At 70.9% G+C, this 18,417-nt stretch carries 14 protein-coding genes and 1 pseudogene; 6 read left to right on the forward strand and 9 right to left on the reverse strand.

Annotated features, from left to right (window positions below; all coding sequences use genetic code 11):
• Window positions 1-67 precede the first annotated feature (67 nt).
• A complete protein-coding gene (locus tag ACZ7IB_RS09890) occupies window positions 68-802 on the forward strand; it encodes a DUF6461 domain-containing protein (protein WP_470910897.1) in 735 nt (244 codons plus the stop codon).
• A gap of 386 nt (window positions 803-1,188) precedes the next feature.
• Entirely contained in the window at window positions 1,189-1,599 is a 411-nt protein-coding gene (locus ACZ7IB_RS09895; RefSeq protein ID WP_470910900.1) for a VOC family protein, read from the forward strand.
• A gap of 51 nt (window positions 1,600-1,650) precedes the next feature.
• Here ACZ7IB_RS09895 and ACZ7IB_RS09900 read toward each other — a convergent pair whose 3' ends face one another.
• Both ACZ7IB_RS09900 and ACZ7IB_RS09905 read right to left on the reverse strand, forming a co-directional pair.
• Window positions 1,651-1,860, reverse strand: coding sequence for a DUF397 domain-containing protein (locus ACZ7IB_RS09900; RefSeq protein ID WP_470910902.1), 210 nt, complete (start codon window positions 1,858-1,860; stop codon window positions 1,651-1,653).
• 15 nt (window positions 1,861-1,875) lie between these two features.
• Window positions 1,876-2,739, reverse strand: a complete 864-nt coding sequence (locus ACZ7IB_RS09905) for a helix-turn-helix domain-containing protein (RefSeq protein ID WP_470910904.1) — start codon at window positions 2,737-2,739, stop codon at window positions 1,876-1,878.
• A gap of 551 nt (window positions 2,740-3,290) precedes the next feature.
• On the opposite strand from ACZ7IB_RS09905, the gene ACZ7IB_RS09910 reads away from it, so the two are divergent.
• A complete protein-coding gene (locus ACZ7IB_RS09910; protein WP_470910908.1) occupies window positions 3,291-3,677 on the forward strand; it encodes an ATP-binding protein in 387 nt (128 codons plus the stop codon).
• Between the two features lie 177 nt (window positions 3,678-3,854).
• A complete protein-coding gene (gene trpS / locus ACZ7IB_RS09915) occupies window positions 3,855-4,907 on the forward strand; it encodes a tryptophan--tRNA ligase (RefSeq protein WP_470910910.1) in 1,053 nt (350 codons plus the stop codon).
• 10 nt (window positions 4,908-4,917) lie between these two features.
• Here trpS and ACZ7IB_RS09920 read toward each other — a convergent pair.
• From ACZ7IB_RS09920 to ACZ7IB_RS09940, 5 genes and pseudogenes are all read right to left on the reverse strand, one after another.
• Window positions 4,918-5,048, reverse strand: a pseudogene (locus ACZ7IB_RS09920) (DNA polymerase III); the annotation flags it as partial.
• 97 nt (window positions 5,049-5,145) lie between these two features.
• Window positions 5,146-7,143: an NAD-binding protein gene (locus ACZ7IB_RS09925; RefSeq protein ID WP_470910912.1), complete on the reverse strand. Its 1,998-nt coding sequence runs from the start codon at window positions 7,141-7,143 to the stop codon at window positions 5,146-5,148.
• A gap of 30 nt (window positions 7,144-7,173) precedes the next feature.
• Entirely contained in the window at window positions 7,174-12,144 is a 4,971-nt protein-coding gene (locus tag ACZ7IB_RS09930) for a DNA repair ATPase (protein ID WP_470910914.1), read from the reverse strand.
• A 160-nt stretch (window positions 12,145-12,304) separates the two neighbouring features.
• Entirely contained in the window at window positions 12,305-14,419 is a 2,115-nt protein-coding gene (locus tag ACZ7IB_RS09935) for a flotillin family protein (RefSeq protein ID WP_470910917.1), read from the reverse strand.
• Window positions 14,420-14,533: 114 nt separating this feature from the next.
• A complete protein-coding gene (locus ACZ7IB_RS09940; RefSeq protein ID WP_470910918.1) occupies window positions 14,534-15,205 on the reverse strand; it encodes a hypothetical protein in 672 nt (223 codons plus the stop codon).
• Between the two features lie 260 nt (window positions 15,206-15,465).
• On the opposite strand from ACZ7IB_RS09940, the gene ACZ7IB_RS09945 reads away from it, so the two are divergent.
• Window positions 15,466-16,536 carry a PucR family transcriptional regulator gene (locus ACZ7IB_RS09945; protein WP_470910920.1) on the forward strand — a complete coding sequence of 357 codons (1,071 nt, stop codon included), beginning with the start codon at window positions 15,466-15,468 and terminating at the stop codon, window positions 16,534-16,536.
• Window positions 16,537-16,620: 84 nt separating this feature from the next.
• Here the strand turns inward: ACZ7IB_RS09945 and ACZ7IB_RS09950 are convergent, their stop codons facing one another.
• Window positions 16,621-17,010 carry an SAV_915 family protein gene (locus ACZ7IB_RS09950; RefSeq protein WP_470910921.1) on the reverse strand — a complete coding sequence of 130 codons (390 nt, stop codon included), beginning with the start codon at window positions 17,008-17,010 and terminating at the stop codon, window positions 16,621-16,623.
• 287 nt (window positions 17,011-17,297) lie between these two features.
• Window positions 17,298-17,753, reverse strand: coding sequence for a tellurite resistance TerB family protein (locus ACZ7IB_RS09955; protein ID WP_383959408.1), 456 nt, complete (start codon window positions 17,751-17,753; stop codon window positions 17,298-17,300).
• Between the two features lie 163 nt (window positions 17,754-17,916).
• On the opposite strand from ACZ7IB_RS09955, the gene ACZ7IB_RS09960 reads away from it, so the two are divergent.
• Entirely contained in the window at window positions 17,917-18,414 is a 498-nt protein-coding gene (locus tag ACZ7IB_RS09960) for a BlaI/MecI/CopY family transcriptional regulator (protein WP_470910922.1), read from the forward strand.
• The last annotated feature ends 3 nt before the right edge of the window (window positions 18,415-18,417 follow it).

Below are 18,417 nucleotides of genomic sequence, written 5' to 3' on the forward strand. Positions count from 1 at the left end.
ATCGCAGCACCACCACGGCCCAGGAGGGTCCTCGGGCCCCAACCCGTAGCAGCCGGAGGAGATACCCGTGCAAGACTCCACGACCAGGCCGTGGGCATGGGCCAGAGATCCGCACGCCGTGATGTGGTGCGTGACCTTCGCCCGCGGCATCACACCGGAAGACGTACTCGCCCGGTACGGGGCTGACGCACGAACCGCCCAGTTCCTCACCCGACAGCAAGCCGCCCATCTGTACGACAGCAGCCTGCCGGAGGGATCAGTTCTGCGTGCCGGGGCGCTGGGCGACTGGTCGTTCTGCTTTGAGGACTGCGGGGTCATGGGCATGATGCCAGGCCCCCTGTCCGCGCTGTCCTACGGCACGGAGACCTTCAGTGTCCTGCTGGGCGGGGATGGCATGAACGGCTTCGCTCACTGGCGTGACGGACAGTGCACCGAGCGGTTCGAGCCCGGCTTCACCCACACCAAACCGAATCATCCGCACCCCTGGTGGGATGCGGTGCAGGAACGACTGGACGCATCGACCGAGGAGTACCCCGGCCTTGTTCCCGTGCTGGGAGCCGTAGCCCACCACACCAGGGCCGTACTCGACACCGGCACCCTCAACGGCCCCCTGCTCACCCTGCGGCTCGAAGACAGCAGCCGAACCCCCGACCCGCCACGCCGCCCTTACCCTGGAGCCCGTCGGCCGCTCGGGCGCGCGTTGGGCCCCGTCCTGCCTCGGACACCTCCGCCGCCTGCCATGCGGCGCGTCCTTAACGCCCCCACCACCCAGCACACGTACGGCACCGAGATCGAGGAGTAGAGAAGACTGGTCCCTGTGCCGTTGGCTCGGGCCGTACTCGCGCCCGGACGCGGCGATCGCGGTGGGTCGCCGCCCTGCCGTGCCGGCCCTGGCCCGGGGCGAGGACATCCGGGCCGAGGCCGAGTGTCCCGAGCGCTTCCGGGCCGCCGAGGTCCTGGGCGGCCACCACGGGGGCGCCGCCCACGCGGCGGCGTACCCGCGAGGCTCGTGCTCCTGGCCTGTTCGGAAGCGGCCGCCACGGTGCCCCGGAGGGGGCGTAGGTCTTCGGCCGCAGGAGAACGGCCGCAGGAACCAGGAAGCTGTGCCGATGTGGGAGAGGGGGCCGGCGGCCTACGCTGCGGACCCGGTGCGCAGACGGGCGTGCCGTTGTCGGAGAGGAGAGCCTTGTGCCGATCACCGGCCAGAGCCATGTTCGTCTTGCCCGGCCGTCCCGTGATCTTGCCGCGGCCGAGCGGTTCTGGGTGGGGGGACTCGGGCTGACGGTCCTGTTCCGCGCCGAGGCGGGCCGGGAACCCTGGGCGCACGATCTGCTCATGGTGGGGCATCCGGACGCGTCCTGGCACCTCGAACTCGTCCACGGCGGTGGCCACCCCGTCGAACCCCGTCCCACCGACGAGGACCTGCTCGTCCTCTATCTCGACGAGTCCGTGCCACAAGAACTGGTGGACCGGCTGCGGGACCACGGAGGCAGGCGCGCGCGGTCGCCGAACCCGTACTGGAACGAATGGGGCGTCACCGTCGAGGACCCGGACGGCTACCGGCTCGTCCTCTGCACGCGCGACTGGTCCAACTCCTGACCGTCACACCCTGCCTTCACGTACGCACGTGTTCTGCCTATGCGTTGAGCGTCAGGCGTCGGTGGCGAGGGTGCCCGCCTTCACTTCGGCCAGGAACGCCGACCAGGCGCGGTTGCCGAAGACGAGCAGGGGTCCCTGAGCGTTCTTGCTGTCTCGTACAGGCATGACGTCCGGCACGCCGTCGCCCACCTCAAGACACTGTCCGTTGCCGCTGCTGTGGCTGCTCTTCCGCCACGTGAGCTGCGTGCGTTTGTGCTGCACTCTCAACACCTGCTCTCAGTCACTCGCTTCTGCCACTCTAGCCAGCAGACCGGCACTGTCGTTCGGCCCGAGGGCCACCGCCTGAAGGTGTTCGAACATCGACTTGTAGCGTCGCATTTCCGCTTCGGACTCCAGAAATAGATCTCCGGCGGGTGTGTCCACGTAGATCAGTTCCGGGTCTGCGGGATCAGGGAAATCCATGTGGACGAAGTTGCCCGTCATGCCCGCGTGAGCGCCTTTTTCGAACGGGATCACCTGGATGGTGACGTTGGGCTCTTCCGTCAGCTGGAGCAGGTGCCTGGCCTGTGTCCGCATCACTTCGCGTCCGCCCACGAGGCGTCGCACCGCGGCTTCGTCCACGATGGCCCAGAGCTGAAGCGGGTCTTTCTTGGTGAGCAATGCCTGCCGCTCCACGCGAGCTTGGACGCGCTGTTCCACCTCCTTCCTGCTGGCGGTCGGCAACACGCCTCTGACCACCGCACGGGCGTAGGACTCCGTCTGGGCAAGTCCTGGGATGAAGAGGGACTCGTAGTTGCGGATGGTGCGGGCTTCGCTCTCGAAGCCGATGTAGGCGGTGTACTCCTCGGGCAACTCCGAGTGGTACGGACGTAGCCAGCCCTGGTCGTTGGAACCGTTCTGGACCGCCAGGAGATCGGCACGCTGCGCCTCGTTCGCCGCGTAGAGATCCAGAAGAGCGATCAGAGTCCGCTTCTGCGGCCGGGCGCGTGCCTTCTCGACGCGGTAGAGGGTCGCCTCGTTGATGCCCGTCGCCTTGGCCACGTCTTCGCGTGTCAGGTCTGCTGCGGCTCGGAGCCGGCGTAGTTCGGCGGCCAGACGGCGGAGCCTCACGGTGGGCGGTCGTTGTCGCTTCTCCGGCACGCTGCGTCCCTTCGCTGCCTGGGTGGTACCCGCGAGTGTGGATGGTCACTGCGTGACGCCTCAAATCACCTCGAACGCATGGCAGTAGTACGCAATCCTTGCATTCTCCGTGTGGGCAAGAGCATGCTGAACGCGCAGTCACCCTCTGTGGACTTTCGATCGCAGCAGGGTGCTGTGGCGGCTTGTGCTGTCTCAGCAAGGACCCCCGCGACCGTGGCACCGGTCCGGGGGCATGGCCAACGCTTACGAAGGAGCGTCAACGTGTTGAACCTTATCGGCCGCTTGCTCGAACCACTCCGGTGTCTCTTAAGTCGGCTCCCAGGCAGCGAGCGGCGGGGTGGCGGCCTCGTACGCCCATGCTTCCCCGTCCACCCGAGGCGTGAACTGAGCGTTCAGCAAGTTGAATTCGCCCGCTGGGAGCGTGCTGAGAATCGGTTTTGGCGGGAGCGGCGGCGGGTGTGGTGGCTGGCTCAGCAGGGGATCGAGGCGGGGCCGAGCCCGGTTCTCGGTGTGGTGGTGGGCCGGTGAGCGGGACGGCGGATCGTGCCGTCGTGCTGCGTTGGAGCCGGCATCCGCGTTGTGTTTCGCTGGCCAGGGCAGAACTGCGTACCGCGCTTGCGGGCTGGGGGCTCTCGGAGTGGGAGGAGCCCGCGGTGCTCGTGCTGTCCGAGCTGCTGACCAACGCCGGGCAGCACGCCCGGGTCTCGCCGGGGCGGGAGATCGAGACCCGGTTCCGGTCGCTGGGCGACGGGGTGCGGATCGAGGTGCACGATGCCTCGGACGTACCACCGCAGGTGCGCGAGCCGGAGCCCGGTGCGTGTGGCGGGCGGGGGCTGGTGCTGGTGGGTGCGCTGGCGGACCGGTGGGGGTACGGGGCGCGGCGCGGACCCGGAAAGGTCGTGTGGGCGGAGTTCGGTTCCGTTAGGCTCGGCTCATGACCTTCGTACCGCGCCGAAACTGGTGGCGCTCCTCCTAGGAGCGGCCGCCTTCCCTCTGCACGGAATCAGGGCCGTTCGATATGGACGGCCCTTTTCTCTGCCCTCGTACGGGTACGGATGCCGGTGATCACGGCGGGCCGTCCTCCACGCAACCAGCATCGCGAGGAGAGAAACCCCATGAGCACCGTCACCGTCACCACACCGCCCGAGCAGCGCGCCGCCGAGCTGGAGGCGCGGATCCGGCAGGCTCCGGACCGGTTCCGGGTGATGACCGGGGACCGGCCCACCGGACCGTTGCACCTCGGGCACTACTTCGGCACCCTCCACAACCGCGTCCGGCTCCAGGAGCTCGGGGTGGACGTCTTCGTGATCATCGCCGACTACCAGGTGCTCACCGACCGGGACGTCGCCGACCGGCTCACCGAGCACATGGAGGCGATGCTGCTGGACTATCTGGCCGTCGGGATCGACCCGGCACGCTCGACGGTCTTCAACCACAGTGCCGTGCCCGCGCTCAATCAGCTGATGCTGCCGTTCCTGAGCCTGGTCTCCGTCGCCGAGCTGAACCGCAACCCCACCGTCAAGGACGAGATCGAGCACTCCCGGCAGTCGGCCGTCAGCGGGCTGATGTTCACGTACCCCGTGCACCAGGCCGCCGACATCCTGTTCTGCAAGGGGAACCTGGTGCCGGTCGGGCAGGACCAGCTGCCGCACCTCGAAGTGACGCGGACCGTCGCCCGCCGCTTCAACGAGCGGTACGGGGTGGTCTTCCCGGAGCCGGACGCGCTGCTCTCCGCCGCGCCGCTCCTGCTCGGTACCGACGGCACCAAGATGAGCAAGAGCCGGGGGAACTCCATCGCGCTGGGCGCCGACGCGGACGAGACCGCCCGGCTGATCAGGGGCGCGAAGACGGATGCCGAGCGGCACATCACGTACGAACCGGAAGCGCGGCCCGGGGTGTCCTCGCTCGTGTTGCTGGCGGCGCTCTGTCTGGACCGCGATCCGCACGCCGTGGCCGAGGAGATCAGCGGTGGGGGTGCGGCCGCCCTCAAACGGACGGTGACCGATGCCGTCAACGGCCGGATGGCGCCGATCCGAGCCCGGCGCGCCGAGTACGCGCAGGACATGGCGTACGTGCGGTCGGTGCTCCGGGCCGGGAACGAGCGCGCCAATGCGATCGCCGAGGCGACGCTGGACGAGGTGCGGGGGGTGATGGGCGGCGTGCTGTAGCGGCGAGCGGTCAGGTGGTGGCTCCCGGCCAGGCGCCCCGTGCCGCCACCTTCAGGATCAGTGCCGCGATGTTCCAGGCGTCGTCCGCGCCGCTGTGGTGGCGGCCCTCCAGGGGAGGCCCGCCACCTTCAGGGCCTGGGCCCGCCGGGCCCGGATGGCCCCCATCCGGGCCCGGCGGGTAGGGAACGGGGACGCGGGCCGGCACCCGGATCTCGCGGGCCACACGGCCACCCGTGGCTCAGCGGTACGTCAACGAGCCGCGCCTGCGCAGCAGGTCGGCCAGGCCCCGCCGCGTCGCCGCGATCACCACGCGGTCCTCGGGGCGCAGTACGTACCCGGGGTGCAGGTCCCAGACCAGGCCCGACGGGCGGTCCGGGGCGGCGGGGGCGGGTGTGGCCAGGTGCGGGCGGCGGTGCTCCGGCGGGGTGGCGTCCAGGGCGAGGACCCGCCAGGCGCCCGCCCGGAACGCCTGCTCCACCGTGCGGCCCTCCAGCTGCGGGTGCCCCGCGACCTCGACCGCCGCGAACAGCATCACCTTGCGCTCGACCGGGATCGCGCCCAGGATCTGGCGGCCCATCATGGCGACCGCGAAGGACGGAGCGGCCAGGTGGGAGACGGACCGGGAACGGGTCAGGGCCTGCGGGTGGGCGGTGCGCAGGGTGCGGTAGACGGCCGTGGCGAACTCGTCGTCGAACAGACGCAGGGCGACACGCAGGTCCGGCTTGACCGAGCGGGCGTACAGCGCGGCCTCCAGGTTGGTGGTGTCGACGCTGGTCAGGGCGAGAAGTGCGCGGGAGCGCTGGATCTTCGCCGCCTCCAGCACCCCCTCCTGCGTGACGTCACCGAGGACCACCGGTACGTGCAGCCGCCGGGCCACGGGGATTCCGCGCGCGTCCGGGTCGTCCTCCACGCACACCACGGGAATGCCGAGCTCACGCAGCCGGACGAGGACCCGCGTACCGATCTTGCCGAGGCCGAGCAGCACCACATGGCCGGACAGGCCCCGTGGCGGCCGGCGCAGGGACGAGGCCGTACGGAGCGACCCGAAGGCCTCCAGCACGCCTGCCACGAGCAGCGGCAGCAGCATCAACCCGGCCACGCCCGAGAGGAGTTGGATCACCTGACGGGCCAGGGGGTCGCCGATTGCCGGGTCGCCCATCGCGAACAGGTCCAGCAGCGTCAGATACGCGGCGTGCAGCGGATCGTCGCCGGTGGTGAGCGTGGAGGCGACGGCGAGGCCCAGCACGGCCAGGCCGACACCCAGCGCCGACCAGCGCAGCCGCCGTGAGAAGAACTGGCTGAGCGGCGCGCCCCTGCCGCCCATCCGGGGCGGCGGACCGGCCGGTCCCGCCTGGCTGACCGCCTCCAGGACGACCGTGCCACGCCCCGTCGCGGCGGCCACCTGCCGTGCGTCGGGCAGGAGTTGAGGCCCCTCCTCGCCGCTGCTGTCGGAGCCCTCGGCGCCCGCCGGGTCATGGGTGGTGGAGGAGAGCAGCGCGAGGGTGCACAGGCCGGGGTCGGCGATCCGGCCGTCCTCGGGCGGGGTGCGTTCGGCGGCGCGCAGCAGCAGGCCCTCTGCCTGGATGACCTTGCTGGAGCCGGTGACGGCGGTCGCGGCGAGGGCGGGCGCGGCGGTGTCGGCGTCGGAGAGGACGGTGGTCGATGCGTCCAGCGCCCTCGGGTCCAGGCCGGGTGCGCTAACGGCGGCGGCCTGGTCGAGCAGGGTCTCCAGATACTGGCCCAGCTTGCGGTTGTAGAGCCGGATGACCAGCCGGACACGGGGGTTGAGACGGCGGGCGGTCAGCGCGGCGCGGATATTGCGCTCGTCGTCGTCGTAGACCAGGGCCAGTGCGGCGGCCGATTCGACGCCCGCCTCCTCGAAGACCTCGTCGGACGGCTCCGGCGCCTCCAGGATGCGTACCGCCTCGACCCCGGCGTTGGTGTCGCCGTTCCCGGGAGCACCTGCGGACCCGTTCCCGCCGTTCCCGCCGTTACGGTTCATCGCCTGCGACATCCGGCCGAACAGTGCCGCCGCCCGGCCCCGCCCGGTCAGCGGCAGCTCCGGCCGGCGTGCGTCGCGCCCCGGCGGCAGAACGAGGGTGACCCGCTCCCCGTACACATAGCGCAGCTCCACGGCGAGCCGCTGGGCGAGGGCGTCGTCACCGCAGACGACCATGTGCCCGCCGAGCGGGGAGCGTTGGGGCTGCTGGGGAAGTGTAGACACGGGACCCAGCATGCCTTGCTCCTCTCCGTCGCACCTGCCCGGTCAGTGATCTTCCTGCGGAACGGCGTATGACGGCGCCGCGTGCCGGGCCTGCGGGCCTGCGAGCAGATGGCGCGGGTCCGCGACCCGGATGATCGCCGACTCGACCGCCGCGATCCGGTCCGCGAGCAGCCCCAGTGCGGCGACCGCTCTGGCGACGGGGTCGCCGTCCGGGGCGCCGAGCGCCTGGGTACGGACGTAGGAGGCGGTGATCGCGGACCAGCGCGCGGACTGCTCGGCGGTGAGGCGGCCGCGCAGCGCGGCGAGTTTCAGCAGGTTGGACTCCGCGCCCGTGGTCAGCGTCTGGGCCTCGCCCGCGTAGTGGTCGTCGATGACGGCGAGGAGTTCCGCCTCGTTCATCACCGGCACGATCCGCTCGGCGATCTTGTTCATGTTGCGGTACGAGCCCTGCAGCCGGAACGGCGGCTCGGTGCGCGTCGCGTCCGTCTGCGCGGCCGAGGCGATGTACGCGGCGTTCACGGCCAGGACCGTGTCCCGGGCGGTCAGCAGATGACGCAGTACCGCGACGATCCGGTCCACCTCGGCAGGCGTGTACGGGTGGTCGAGCCGGTCGCGGGTTGCCTGGTCCGTGCCGGAGGCGAGTCGGACGAACAGGGCGAGATCTTCGCCAGAACGCCCGGCGAGCGGGGCCAGCACCGGGTTGGCGGTCAGCGCGTTCTCGACGAAGCTCAGCGCGAAGACGTCCTCGCGGCCGCTCAGCACCTCGCCGAGATTCCACACGTCGGCCCGGTTGGCGAGCATGTCGGGGATACGGAACCGCGCCCCCGACTCGGTGTACGGATTGCCCGCCATGCACACCGCGAACCGCTTGCCCCGCAGGTCGTAGCTGCGCGGCTCGCCGTCCCGTACGCCCTCGACACGGCGGGTGGCGTCGCAGAGCGGAATGAATTTCTGGAGCAGTTCGGGCGAGGTGTGCTGAATGTCGTCGAGGTAGAGGAGCGTGTTGTTGCCCGTCTCCAGAGCGAAGTTGATCTTCTCGATCTCCTGGCGGGCGGTCGCGGTGCGCGCCTGCGCCGGGTCGAGGGAGGTCACGTCGTGGCCGAGGTTCGGCCCGCTGATCCTGACGAGGACCAGGCCGAGCCGGTCGGCGACGTACTCCATGAGCGTCGTCTTGCCGTAGCCGGGCGGTGACACGAGCAGCAGCAGGCCCTGCGAGTCGGTGCGCCGGTCGGCGTCGGCGGTGCCGAGCTGCTTGGCGAGGCTGTCGCCGATCAACGGCAGATACACCTCGTCCAGGAGCCGGTTGCGGACGAACGCCGACATGACGCGCGGCCGGTGGTCGTCCAGCCGCAGCCGGGCACGCTCGGCGGCCACGAGTTCGGTGCGCAGGCGCTGGTAGGCGCGGAACCCGGGGACCGTGGTGGTGCGGAACCCGTCGGTGCGGGCGAGGAGTTCATCGAGGCGGACGGTCAGCCGGCCGCGGTCGATGCGCGGGTGGGTGCCGAGCAGGCCCTCCACGGTCGCGGTGAGCGGCGCCTCGCACTCGTAGCGGGCGAGCACCGGCTCCGGGCAGAGTTCCACGGCGACGGCCTCCGCCAGATCGCCCGCGTCGATCTCCGTGCCGCTCGCGGCGGCGTACGAGGCGAGCCAGCCCTCGACCAGCTGGCGCCGGGCGGAGAAGTCGTCGTGGAGTGCGGCGAGGTCCTCGTCGTACGCCGAAGTGCCCGTCGTGCGACGGAACTTGTCCAGGAACGTGCGGGCGGTGGCGCTCGTGACGAATCCGGCCGGGCCGCTCGTCAGCTCCTCGAAGAGGTACGCGGCGACGGCCCGGGGGGTGTCGCCCCGGATGACGTCCGCCCACTCCTCCTGAAGACCGGCGATGGCGGGGGCGAGGCCGAACGTCTCACGGGCGCGGGCCAGCGAGAGGGCCCGCCGGGCCCAGGAGGTGCGCCGGGCCTCGTCCGTCCCGTGCGCCCAGAACAGCTGCGCCGCCGCTCGTACGGCGGGCGGGCAGCGCAGCAGTCCGGCCCCGGCGTGCAGCCTCAGCAGGGTGGTGAGGATGGCGGTGGCGTCCTCGTCGTGGACACCGCGCTGGTAGCCCTCGTCGTACGCGGACGCCGCCGACTCCCGTACGAGTGACGCCAGTTCGGCAGTGTTCAGGGAGCCGAGGGTGTCGGCGCCCTGCTCGTCCAGGAGCCGGGCGGCCAGATGCTCGGCGCGGTAGACGTGCGGGGACTCCGAGGGCAGCGTCTGGTCCCAGTACGGGCGGGTCGCCTCGAAGGCCGGGTCGGTGACCGGCGCCCGGTAGTCCGTCCCGGTGAGGGCGAACGCGAGCCGGTCCCCGTGCGGGACGAGCGTCAGGTCGAAGGGCTGGGTGTTCACGGCGAACCGGTGCCGGCCGAGACGGATCGTCGCGCCGCCGTCCGCGTACAGCTCACTGCGGTCGCGCAGGGCCCGCCCGGCCTCCTGGCGGGCGGCCAGCAGCTGCCCGTCCAGCTCCTCGGCGCGCACCGGGTCGCCGAGTTCCCGCAGCTCGTCCGCGGTGCGGCGGACCTTGGCGACCATCGGGTCGGAGGCGAAGTAGGTGTGGACGGCGTCCAGGTCGGACAGGGCGGCCAGCCGTCGGGACACCGTATCGAGGACCCGGGCCGCCGAATCCGCCAGCCGCTCCGCCCGCCGGGCGCGGGCGTCCTGCAACGTCTGCTTACGGGCCGAGAACGCCTCGTACACTTCCGTCCGCCGCCCGGCCAGCTCGGCGAGGAAGTCGTCGAACTCCGCGAACCGCGACTCCAGGTTCTCCAGCTGGAGCAGCAGCCTGGCCAGTTGCTCGTCACAGGCGTCCGGGGTGTCCGCGGCGGCCAGCGCCCCCGTGACGGCCTGCCCGAGCAGTGCGAACTCGGCGGCGAACTCCGCGCGGCCCTCGTGGTCCAGGAGCTCGCGACGGCGCGCGTCGAGGGTGGCGCGGGCCCGGTTCACCCCGCCGAGGACCTCCGCGATCCGCTCCAGGATCGACGTACGGACCGTCGCGTCACCGATGTCGAGCCCGGCGACGACATCCGTGACGGTGCTCAGGCCGTCCGTCATCTCCGTCAGCCGGTCGCCGAGCGCCGAGGCGTCCACGACGGTGGTGAGCGCGGACGCCTCGGCGGTCAGGCGCGCGATGTCCTCGTGGTAGCCGGCGAACGCGTCGTCCCGGCCGAGGAACGCGACGGCGCGCCGATCGGCCGAGTCGATGTCGGCGGCCGTGTCGGCACTCAGCGCGGCGATCCGCTCGGTGTCCGCGTACCGCATCTCGGCGAGCGTCGCCAAATGGCCCTGCACACGACGGAGTTCGGTGAGCTGGGTGACCCAGGCGGCGGCCGAGCGCGGGGCCTCGCCACGGATGCGGCGGACGAGTGCGGTGAGCCGGTCGGCCGTCTCGGTGAGCGCCTCGGCGGCCTGCCGGGTCAGTTCCTGCACCGTGTCGAACTCGGTGAGGACCTGCTGGGCGGTGGCCCGAAGCTCAGCCAACGGCGCGGCCAGTTCACCGAGTTCGGAGTCGGTCAGCCAGTGGTAACGGTCGGTGGCACGGGTGCAGTCCGCGACCAGCTGCGCGTATACGGCGGCGGTCGGTGTCGTCTCGGCGGCGCTGTGCGCGAGCGCGAGGCAGTCGGAGATGCCGCGCACCAGGTCGGCGTTGCCGATCCGGGCGAGCGGACCGGCCCCGGCGGGCCGGGAGGCGGCGTAGGTGTCGGAGACGTACGGGGTCTGCCAGCGCTGCAGCGGGTGGACCCGGGCCGGTTCGTCGCCCGTGGCGGTACCCCGCAGGAGGACGAGCGTGCCGTCGTCGAGCAGGGCGTGGCCGCGTCCCTGGAGGGGAGTGGCGACCTCCTGCCGGATCAGGTTGTAGGGCAGGAGCAGGCTGCGGCCGTCGTCGGGGGAGCGGAAGACGTACAGGACGTCCTCGCCGTTCGGCGAGCGGACCGCGCCCTCGAAGACCGGGTCGGTGAGCGGCTCGGCGATGTCGAAGGTCTTGGCGGTGCCGGTGGTGAGGTAGTAGCCGCCGGGGAAGATGATCCCCTGGTCCTCCGGGAGCCGGTGGCAGGCGGGCCCGATGAGGTCCAGACGCAGGACCGTGCCGAGGAGCGTGTTGAAGACCAGATACCGCCAGGACTCCTCGTTGTACGGGCGGACGCGGAGCAGGACCAGCGGGCCGATCGAGGCATGCTCGACATCCGCGTCGGCGAGTGACTGGAGGGGTTCGGTGACCGGCTCCTCGTAGATCCCGTCGGGGGTGTCGGTGTCGTTGACCGTCTTGACGGTGAGGGTGCCGCCGAGTGTGTCGACGAAGAGGACGGCGTCCGTGCCGACGGCGTCGCTGTCCTTGCCCACGGCGATGTGCGGGTGCCGGCCGAGGACGTGGGCCTCGCGGCCCGCGACGGTCCAGGTGAAGTCGTGCGACGGCGGGAAGACGTGATCGCGGTCGCCGCGCGCGTCGAGGAACGCGCCGGGCGAACCGTCCGGGGCGAGCGCCCAGCGCAGCACACGGATGCCGTCGGCACTCTCGCCGGTACGGAAGACGGCGAGCAGCCTGCCATCCACGCGGCGCAGCCGCAGGAGGCGGGCGTCGCGGTAGTAACGGTGCAGGGCGGTGAATTCGCGTACGAAGGCTTCGTCTTCGAGCAGACCCCCTTCGCCGTGGAGCGCCTCCGCCAACTCGGGTCCGTACAGGGCGAGCACGTCGCCGACCTCGGCTAGTTCCGCTGCCCCCGGGCCCCGTTCGAACCCGAAGAGCAGCCGGCCGCCGACGGCCACCAGGTCGCGGGGTACGGATGGCTGCTCGGTACGGATCTGCTCGGTGCCGGTGAGCCGGAGCCCGGTCGACCCGAACTCTTCTGTGCGCCGCGCGTTGAGCGCCTCGGCGCGGCTCGCGAGATCGGCGGCCCGGGCGGTCAGCCTGCGGCGCAGCACGTCGTACGTCCCCGCGTCCACGGGGCCGCCGGTGGGCGGTGCGGTCGTGGTGTCGGTTTCCATACGTACGTCTCTCCCTACGAGCTACGAGCTACGAGGTGTGCGGTTCGGCTGCGTCCCGCTGACGGGCCGTGTCCTCGATCTCCCCCATAGCCTTAAGGGCATGGGGGGACCCCCTCGACGGGCTTGATCCGTCCTGCCCGTCCGGCGATCGAGGTCCGCTCTATGCGACCGGCGACCCATTCCGTGAAGCGGGTACGTCGGACGCCCCCGTCACCGCCGAAACCGGCACATCCGCGAGACCCAACTCCTGTGCCGCGGTCAGCAGTTGCTGCACCTGTCCCGGCGCAACCCCCGCCCCCGGCGCCCGCATCATCCGCATCAGCAGCGCCGACACCGTCAGGTTCTGCACGTCCCCCGTCGACACCGACCCCAGCACCCGCGTCAGATCGTCCGTGAACGACGACGTGCCGTTCAGCCACGGCCCCGCAAGCGCCTTCGCCGTGTCCGAGTTCTCGACGAACCCGTCGAAGCTCTTGCCCATCGAGATGGACGAGACGAGCCGGTCGAAGAAGACCGACTCCCCGCCGACGATGTCGATGTCGGCGTTCTCCAGACCCGTCGCCAGTACCGTCGCCTGCGCCTCGGCGACCTGCCGCTGCACATCGAGCCCGGCCAGCCGGATCTCCTTCTCCGCGGCGAGCCGCAGCCGGTACTCCTCGTGCCCGCGCGACGCGTCGTCCAGCGCCGCCATCGCGGCCGCCTTCTCGGTGAGCCCCGCCGCCTCGGCCTTCAGCTTCTCGCCGATCATCGCCGCGTCGGCCGTCGCCTGGGCCTGCGTACCCTCCGCCGCCGCGAGCGCCTTGAGCCTGGCCCCCTCCGCCTCGGCCCTGAGACGGGCGGACGCGGCCTCGGCCTCGGCGAGACCGGCCTTCTCGATGACGTCGGCCTCCGCTTCACGTACCTGAATCTCGGCGAGTCCGGGCGCCGCGGACTCTGCCTGGATGCCCTCGGCCAGCCGCAGCTTCGCCTGGGCGTCCAGGTCCGCGGTCTTCAGCCGGGCCTCGGCGAGCGTCAGCTGCTCGGCGGCCAGGTGGGTGGCCGCGGCCTCCGCGGCCTCCGCGGCCTTGATGTCCTTGACCAGCTTCTCCTGGGCCTCCGCCTCGGCGGCGATGATGACCGACCTCCGGGTGCGCTCCGATTCCTCGACGGCCCGCAGGGTCTTGATGGACTCCTCCTGCTCGGCGACCGTACGGTCCACGGCGATCCGCTCCCGGATCACATCGGCGACCTCGCGGCGCTCGGCCTCGACCTCCTTCGTCGCGGCGATCCGGTTGAGTTCGGTCTGCCGCTCGCGGCCGATGACCTCGATCAGCCGGTCCTTCTCGATGCGCTCGTTCTCCACGGCGATGACACGCTCACGGTTCTTCTGCGCGACGGCGATCTCCCGGGCCTGGTTCTCGCGCTGGATGCCGAGCTGCTCCTCGGTACGGATGAACGCGGTCTGGGCGCCGAGCCGTTCCTCCTCCTGGACCCGGGCGGTCGCGGCCTCCTCCCGGGCCCGCAGCGTCTCGACCTCGCGGCGCTGCTTGATCTCGGCCTCGGCCTGCCGGCGCTCCAGCTCCAGAATGGTCTCGCGGGCGTCGACGTTCTGCCGGGTGATCTCCTTCTGCTCGGTGCGCTGGTACTCGTTGGTGCGTACGTGCTCGATCGCCGTCAGCTCGGTGATCTTGCGGATGCCCTGTGCGTCGAGGATGTTGGCGCCGTCGAGCTGCGTCATGGGCGTCTGCTCAAGGAAGTCGATCGCGGCGTCGTCGAGGTGATAGCCGTTCAGGTCCGTACCGATGACCCGGATGATCCGGTCCCGGAACTCCTCGCGCTTGGTGTACAGATCGACGAAGTCCAGCTGCTTGCCCACGGTCTTGAGCGCCTCGGCGAACTTCGCGGCGAAGAAGTCCTGGATCGCGACCTTGTCGCTGGCCCGCTCCGTACCGATGGACTGGGCGACCTTGATGACGTCCTCGACGGTCTTGTTGACACGTACGAAGAAGTTGATGTGGATGTCGGCGCGGATGTTGTCCTGGCAGATCAGGCCCTCGCGCCCGGTGCGCCGGATCTCGATGGTCTTCACCGAGATGTCCATGTACTCGGCCTTGTGCAGCACCGGCAGGACGACGGCCCCGGTGAAGGTGACATCGACCTTCTTGGTCTTGGAGATGATCAGGGCCTTGCCCTGTTCCACCTTGCGGAAGAGCCGGCTGATGACGAGAAGCAGGGCGACGGCGATGAGCAGGACAACGGCTACGAGCACACCGAAGCCCAGGGTGATGGCATCCATGACAGTCCTTGGCGGCTGGTGAGGAAGGTGGAGAGGTCAGAGGTTTCCGCCCCGGTTGCCGGGCGGCAGGGCGGCCGGGTGGTTTCGGCGATGCGGCTGCGACGGGCGGGAGGGTCAGCCGGAGCGACGCGGAGTCCGGCGCGCATCCGGGCGCGGGTTCGTGCGCGGCTTCGGTGGTCCCGGGTCCAGCGCCTTGTCGTACGGCGAGACCCAGAAGAACTCGCCCTCGTCGTCGTACGCGTACAGAAGCCCCGCACTGCCCGAGGTGAGAACCGCGTCATCCGCCGGGCCGAGCAGCCTGACCTGGACGGTCGCGGTGGAACCGTCGGCCGCCGCGACCTCGGCCTGACCGAAGTCGGAGCTGACGGAACCGGTACGGATCGTGCAGACCCGGCCGAGGAAGTCCTGTCGCGACGGAGGGGGCTCGTCCGGGAAACGCCGGCGCACCAGGCGCACCAGCACCCGCATCACGGCCCAGGCGATCAGCAGCGCCCCGGCGAACACGGCACAGGCGAGCCACGCGCGGGTGATGCCGGTGGCACCGCTGCGGTGCAGCAGGACCGTACCGGTCAGGCTCGTGAACCAGCCGACGACGACCATCACGGACATCGAGACGGTGACCGGCACCCCGCCGATCCCGGCCATGTCGGTGTCGAGGTCTCCGTCGAAGGAGTGGTGGTCGGCCGCACCGGCCAGCACGAGGAGCCAGAAGAAGACGACGACACCCAGCGCGGCGCCGAACAGGACGGCTGGAAAGGCGGTCGCCGCACTCAGGAACTCCTGCATCGGTCCGCCCCCTGTTCCTTGCGGGCGGTCCGGTGGTGACCCCGGTGCTGCGGTACCGCACAGAGCGGTGCCGCAGCAGCCGGGTCTTCCCCCGTATCCCCCGTGTTCCCCCGGTTGGTGCTGATCGATCGTGTCACTCGGGGCCATGTATCGCACTGCCGGAGTCCGGCAATCTTTGTACGTCCTTGATGCCGGGCACCGGCACTGGCCGGTATGCGTTGGGTGAGTGTCAACGTCGCGTCAGGACTTGAGGAGTGTGCGTGCCGGAGCCGGAGATTTCCGACGAGTATCTGGGGGACTACGCCCGCATTCTGGCCGATGTCGCCGCCACCGGCCGTCGGCTGACCCGGGACGAGCTGGACACCCGCCGGCTCCTGGGCCGGGAGGCGGCCGAGGCCGGATTCCAGCTGCGCGCCCTGGTCGGCCTCCATCTCGCGGCGACCCGCACCGCCTGGCCGCAGGCCGCCTCTGCCGATGACGCGTCCGCCGACTCCGTACTGGCCGCGGTCGAACAGGCCGTCGACGCCTTCGCCGCGGGCTTCGAGCGGGCCCAGCGGCTCACCGTTCGGCGCGAGGAGGCGGCGCGCCGCGAGTTCATCGACGATCTGCTGTACGGGCGCAGCGATCTGGGCCGGCTCGCCGAGCGGGCCACCCGGTTCGGGCTGCGCCTCTCGCGCGCCCACGCGGTCGCGGTGGCGACGGGCCCGGAGGCGTACACGGAGACCGACTCCGTGCCGCGCACGGTCGAGGCGGCGCTGCTCACGCGCTTCAGCGGCCGGAAGATCCTGATCACGACGAAGGACGGGCGGCTGGTCTGTATCGCCCCCGGCAGCCAGCCCGATGTCCTGCGGTATTTCGCCAAGCAGTCGCACGCGGCGACGGACGGCGGCCGGGTCGCCGTCGGCCGCGCGCACCCGGGCCCCGGAGGCGTCGTCCAGTCGTACGACGAGGCGCTCGACGCGCTCGGTCTCGCGGAACGGATGGATCTGGACGATCCGGTGCTGTACGCCGCCGACCTGCTGGTCTACCCGGTGCTGACCCGGGACCGGCAGGCGATGGCAGATCTGGTGCGCAGTCAGCTGGGCCCCCTTCAGCAGGCGCGCGGCGGCGCCGAACCCCTTCTGAAGACGCTCACCGTCTACTTCGACGCGGGCTGTGTGTCCGCCGAGACGGCCCGTCGGCTGTCACTGAGCGTGCGGGCGCTCACGTACCGGCTGGAGCGGATCCATCAGCTGACCGGTTCCGATCCGTCCGACCCGGTGCACCGCTACACCCTGCAGACGGCGGTCATCGGCGCCCGGCTGCTGGACTGGCCGGCCAAGGAGGTGTGACCCGCGTGACCCGGCCCGCACCGACGCCCCACCTGCGGGGTCCGTGACCTCATTCGCGGGGGCCGTGGCCCTTCCGCCTCTTCCTCAACGCCCGCACCGGGTGCCGGCGGTGGTCTCGGACCTCGGATACGGGCTGCGTCGACGGGCCCCGGCCGCAGCGGCGCCGGCCCGTCCGGGGGCCTGCGCGGTCAGTTGGGGATCGATGGTGAGGGCGGTGACACCGAGTGGCATGCCGAGCGCGCGCAGGGCCGGTTCGGAGAGCCTGATCCAGGGCTGACCGTCGCCCAGGGTGGTGGCGAGCCGGTGCGCGGAGGTGAAACCGACGGCTGTGCGGTCGCCCAGCGGCGTACAGAAGAACCGTGCCGTCCATCCGGTGGGGCAACCGGCCGGTCCCGGCCGGACGGGGACGAAAAGCGGTCCGGCCGGGCCGGGTTCAAGAGGTTCGGGGTCGTCCGTTCCGCTGCGGTCGGACATGGTGTGCCTCCTCGACGGGCCCGGGTGCATGGGTGCTGCACCCATCACGTTATGCCCGTACGCGAGGGGAGACGGTACGGCCCTGACGCGCACTTGACGCGAGAGCTCGCACCCGTGACGCGACGCTGATGCGTGCTGCGGGGTCTCGGAAGGGGGTGGCCGGAGGTGTGCATCGGGGGAGTAGCACACCTCCGGCCTGCCGGGCGCGGACCGGTGGTCAGTCGGTCCGTCGTTCCGGCGGTATGGGGTGGGACCGGGCGGAGCCGGTCCTTCGAGCAGGGGGAGGCTCAGAGGTCGAACTCGTGCGGCGGGAGGTCGAGCGCGAAGCACGCCTCCCGGACGACGGCCTGCTCCGTCTTGTCGAAGTCGCCGTCGGCGCCGCCGATGACGATGCCGATCTGGATGACGGCACGCGCCTCGGCAGGCTTCTTCTTCGCCTTGCCGATCTCCTGGAGCACGCTGACCTTGCCGAAGGCGAAGTCGGCGGTGAGCTTGTTCACGTAGTCGTTGAAGCGGCGCTGCAGATCGTCCGCCGGGAAGTTCTGCAGAACTTCGTTGGAGGCGATCAGCGAGGCGACACGCTGGCGCTCGGACGGGTCGATGGAACCGTCGGCCGCCGCGACCAGGGCGCACATGGCCATGCTCGCGTCACGGAACGCGCCGCTCTTCAGGTCGTTCTTCTTCGCTTCCAGCTGCGACTGCATCGACGAAGCGGATTCCTTGATCCGATCCCACAGTGCCATGACGTCTCCATACGTTGCGTTGCGTTGTGTTGCCGGAATGAATTCCAACTCTACAGACGTGTAGAAGTTAGCAGGACGGGCGCCCGCTGTGTCCCGGAAGCGTCGGTAAGTAGGATGCTGCGACGCCGCGGCTGACGCGGTATCGCAGAAGGGCGGACCCCAGATGGACTCGGCCAGGCCCGGCCACCACCCGGACAACGAGCCGCCCCACGAGGAAGTGCCCGACGCCGTGAGCCCCGATCCCGTACGTCCCGACAGCCGGCGGCTCCGCAGGCGCGGGCAGGGCGAACTGGAGGCCCAGGTCCTCGCCGTACTGCACTCGGCGAACGGCCCCGCGACGGCCGGCTGGGTGCAGGAACATCTCGACGGCGACCTCGCGTACACCACCGTCATCACGATCCTCTCCCGCCTCTACGCGAAGAACGCCGTGACCAGGTCCCGCGAGGGCCGCTCCTACACCTGGACATCCGCCTCCGACGAGGCCGGTCTCGCGGCTCTGCGGATGCGCCGCGTACTTGACGGCGAGCGGGACCGGGACGCCGTGCTCGCCCACTTCATCTCGGCCCTGTCCCCCGGTGACGAGGAACGGCTGCGCGCGCTCCTGGCCCGCGCGGCTGCCCCGGACGACCCGGATGACCCCCTCGGCACGGAAGGCCGATAGCGG

This window comes from Streptomyces sp. NPDC037301, assembly GCF_055602785.1.

Coding starts and splice junctions, on each gene's coding strand:
- trpS (WP_470910910.1), top strand. CDS start 3,855: ATGAGCACCGTCACCGTCACCACACCGCCCGAGCAGCGCGCCGCCGAG.
- ACZ7IB_RS09925 (WP_470910912.1), bottom strand. CDS start 7,143: ATGCTGGGTCCCGTGTCTACACTTCCCCAGCAGCCCCAACGCTCCCCG.
- ACZ7IB_RS09930 (WP_470910914.1), bottom strand. CDS start 12,144: ATGGAAACCGACACCACGACCGCACCGCCCACCGGCGGCCCCGTGGAC.
- ACZ7IB_RS09935 (WP_470910917.1), bottom strand. CDS start 14,419: ATGGATGCCATCACCCTGGGCTTCGGTGTGCTCGTAGCCGTTGTCCTG.
- ACZ7IB_RS09940 (WP_470910918.1), bottom strand. CDS start 15,205: ATGCAGGAGTTCCTGAGTGCGGCGACCGCCTTTCCAGCCGTCCTGTTC.
- ACZ7IB_RS09950 (WP_470910921.1), bottom strand. CDS start 17,010: ATGTCCGACCGCAGCGGAACGGACGACCCCGAACCTCTTGAACCCGGC.
- ACZ7IB_RS09955 (WP_383959408.1), bottom strand. CDS start 17,753: ATGGCACTGTGGGATCGGATCAAGGAATCCGCTTCGTCGATGCAGTCG.
- ACZ7IB_RS09960 (WP_470910922.1), top strand. CDS start 17,917: ATGGACTCGGCCAGGCCCGGCCACCACCCGGACAACGAGCCGCCCCAC.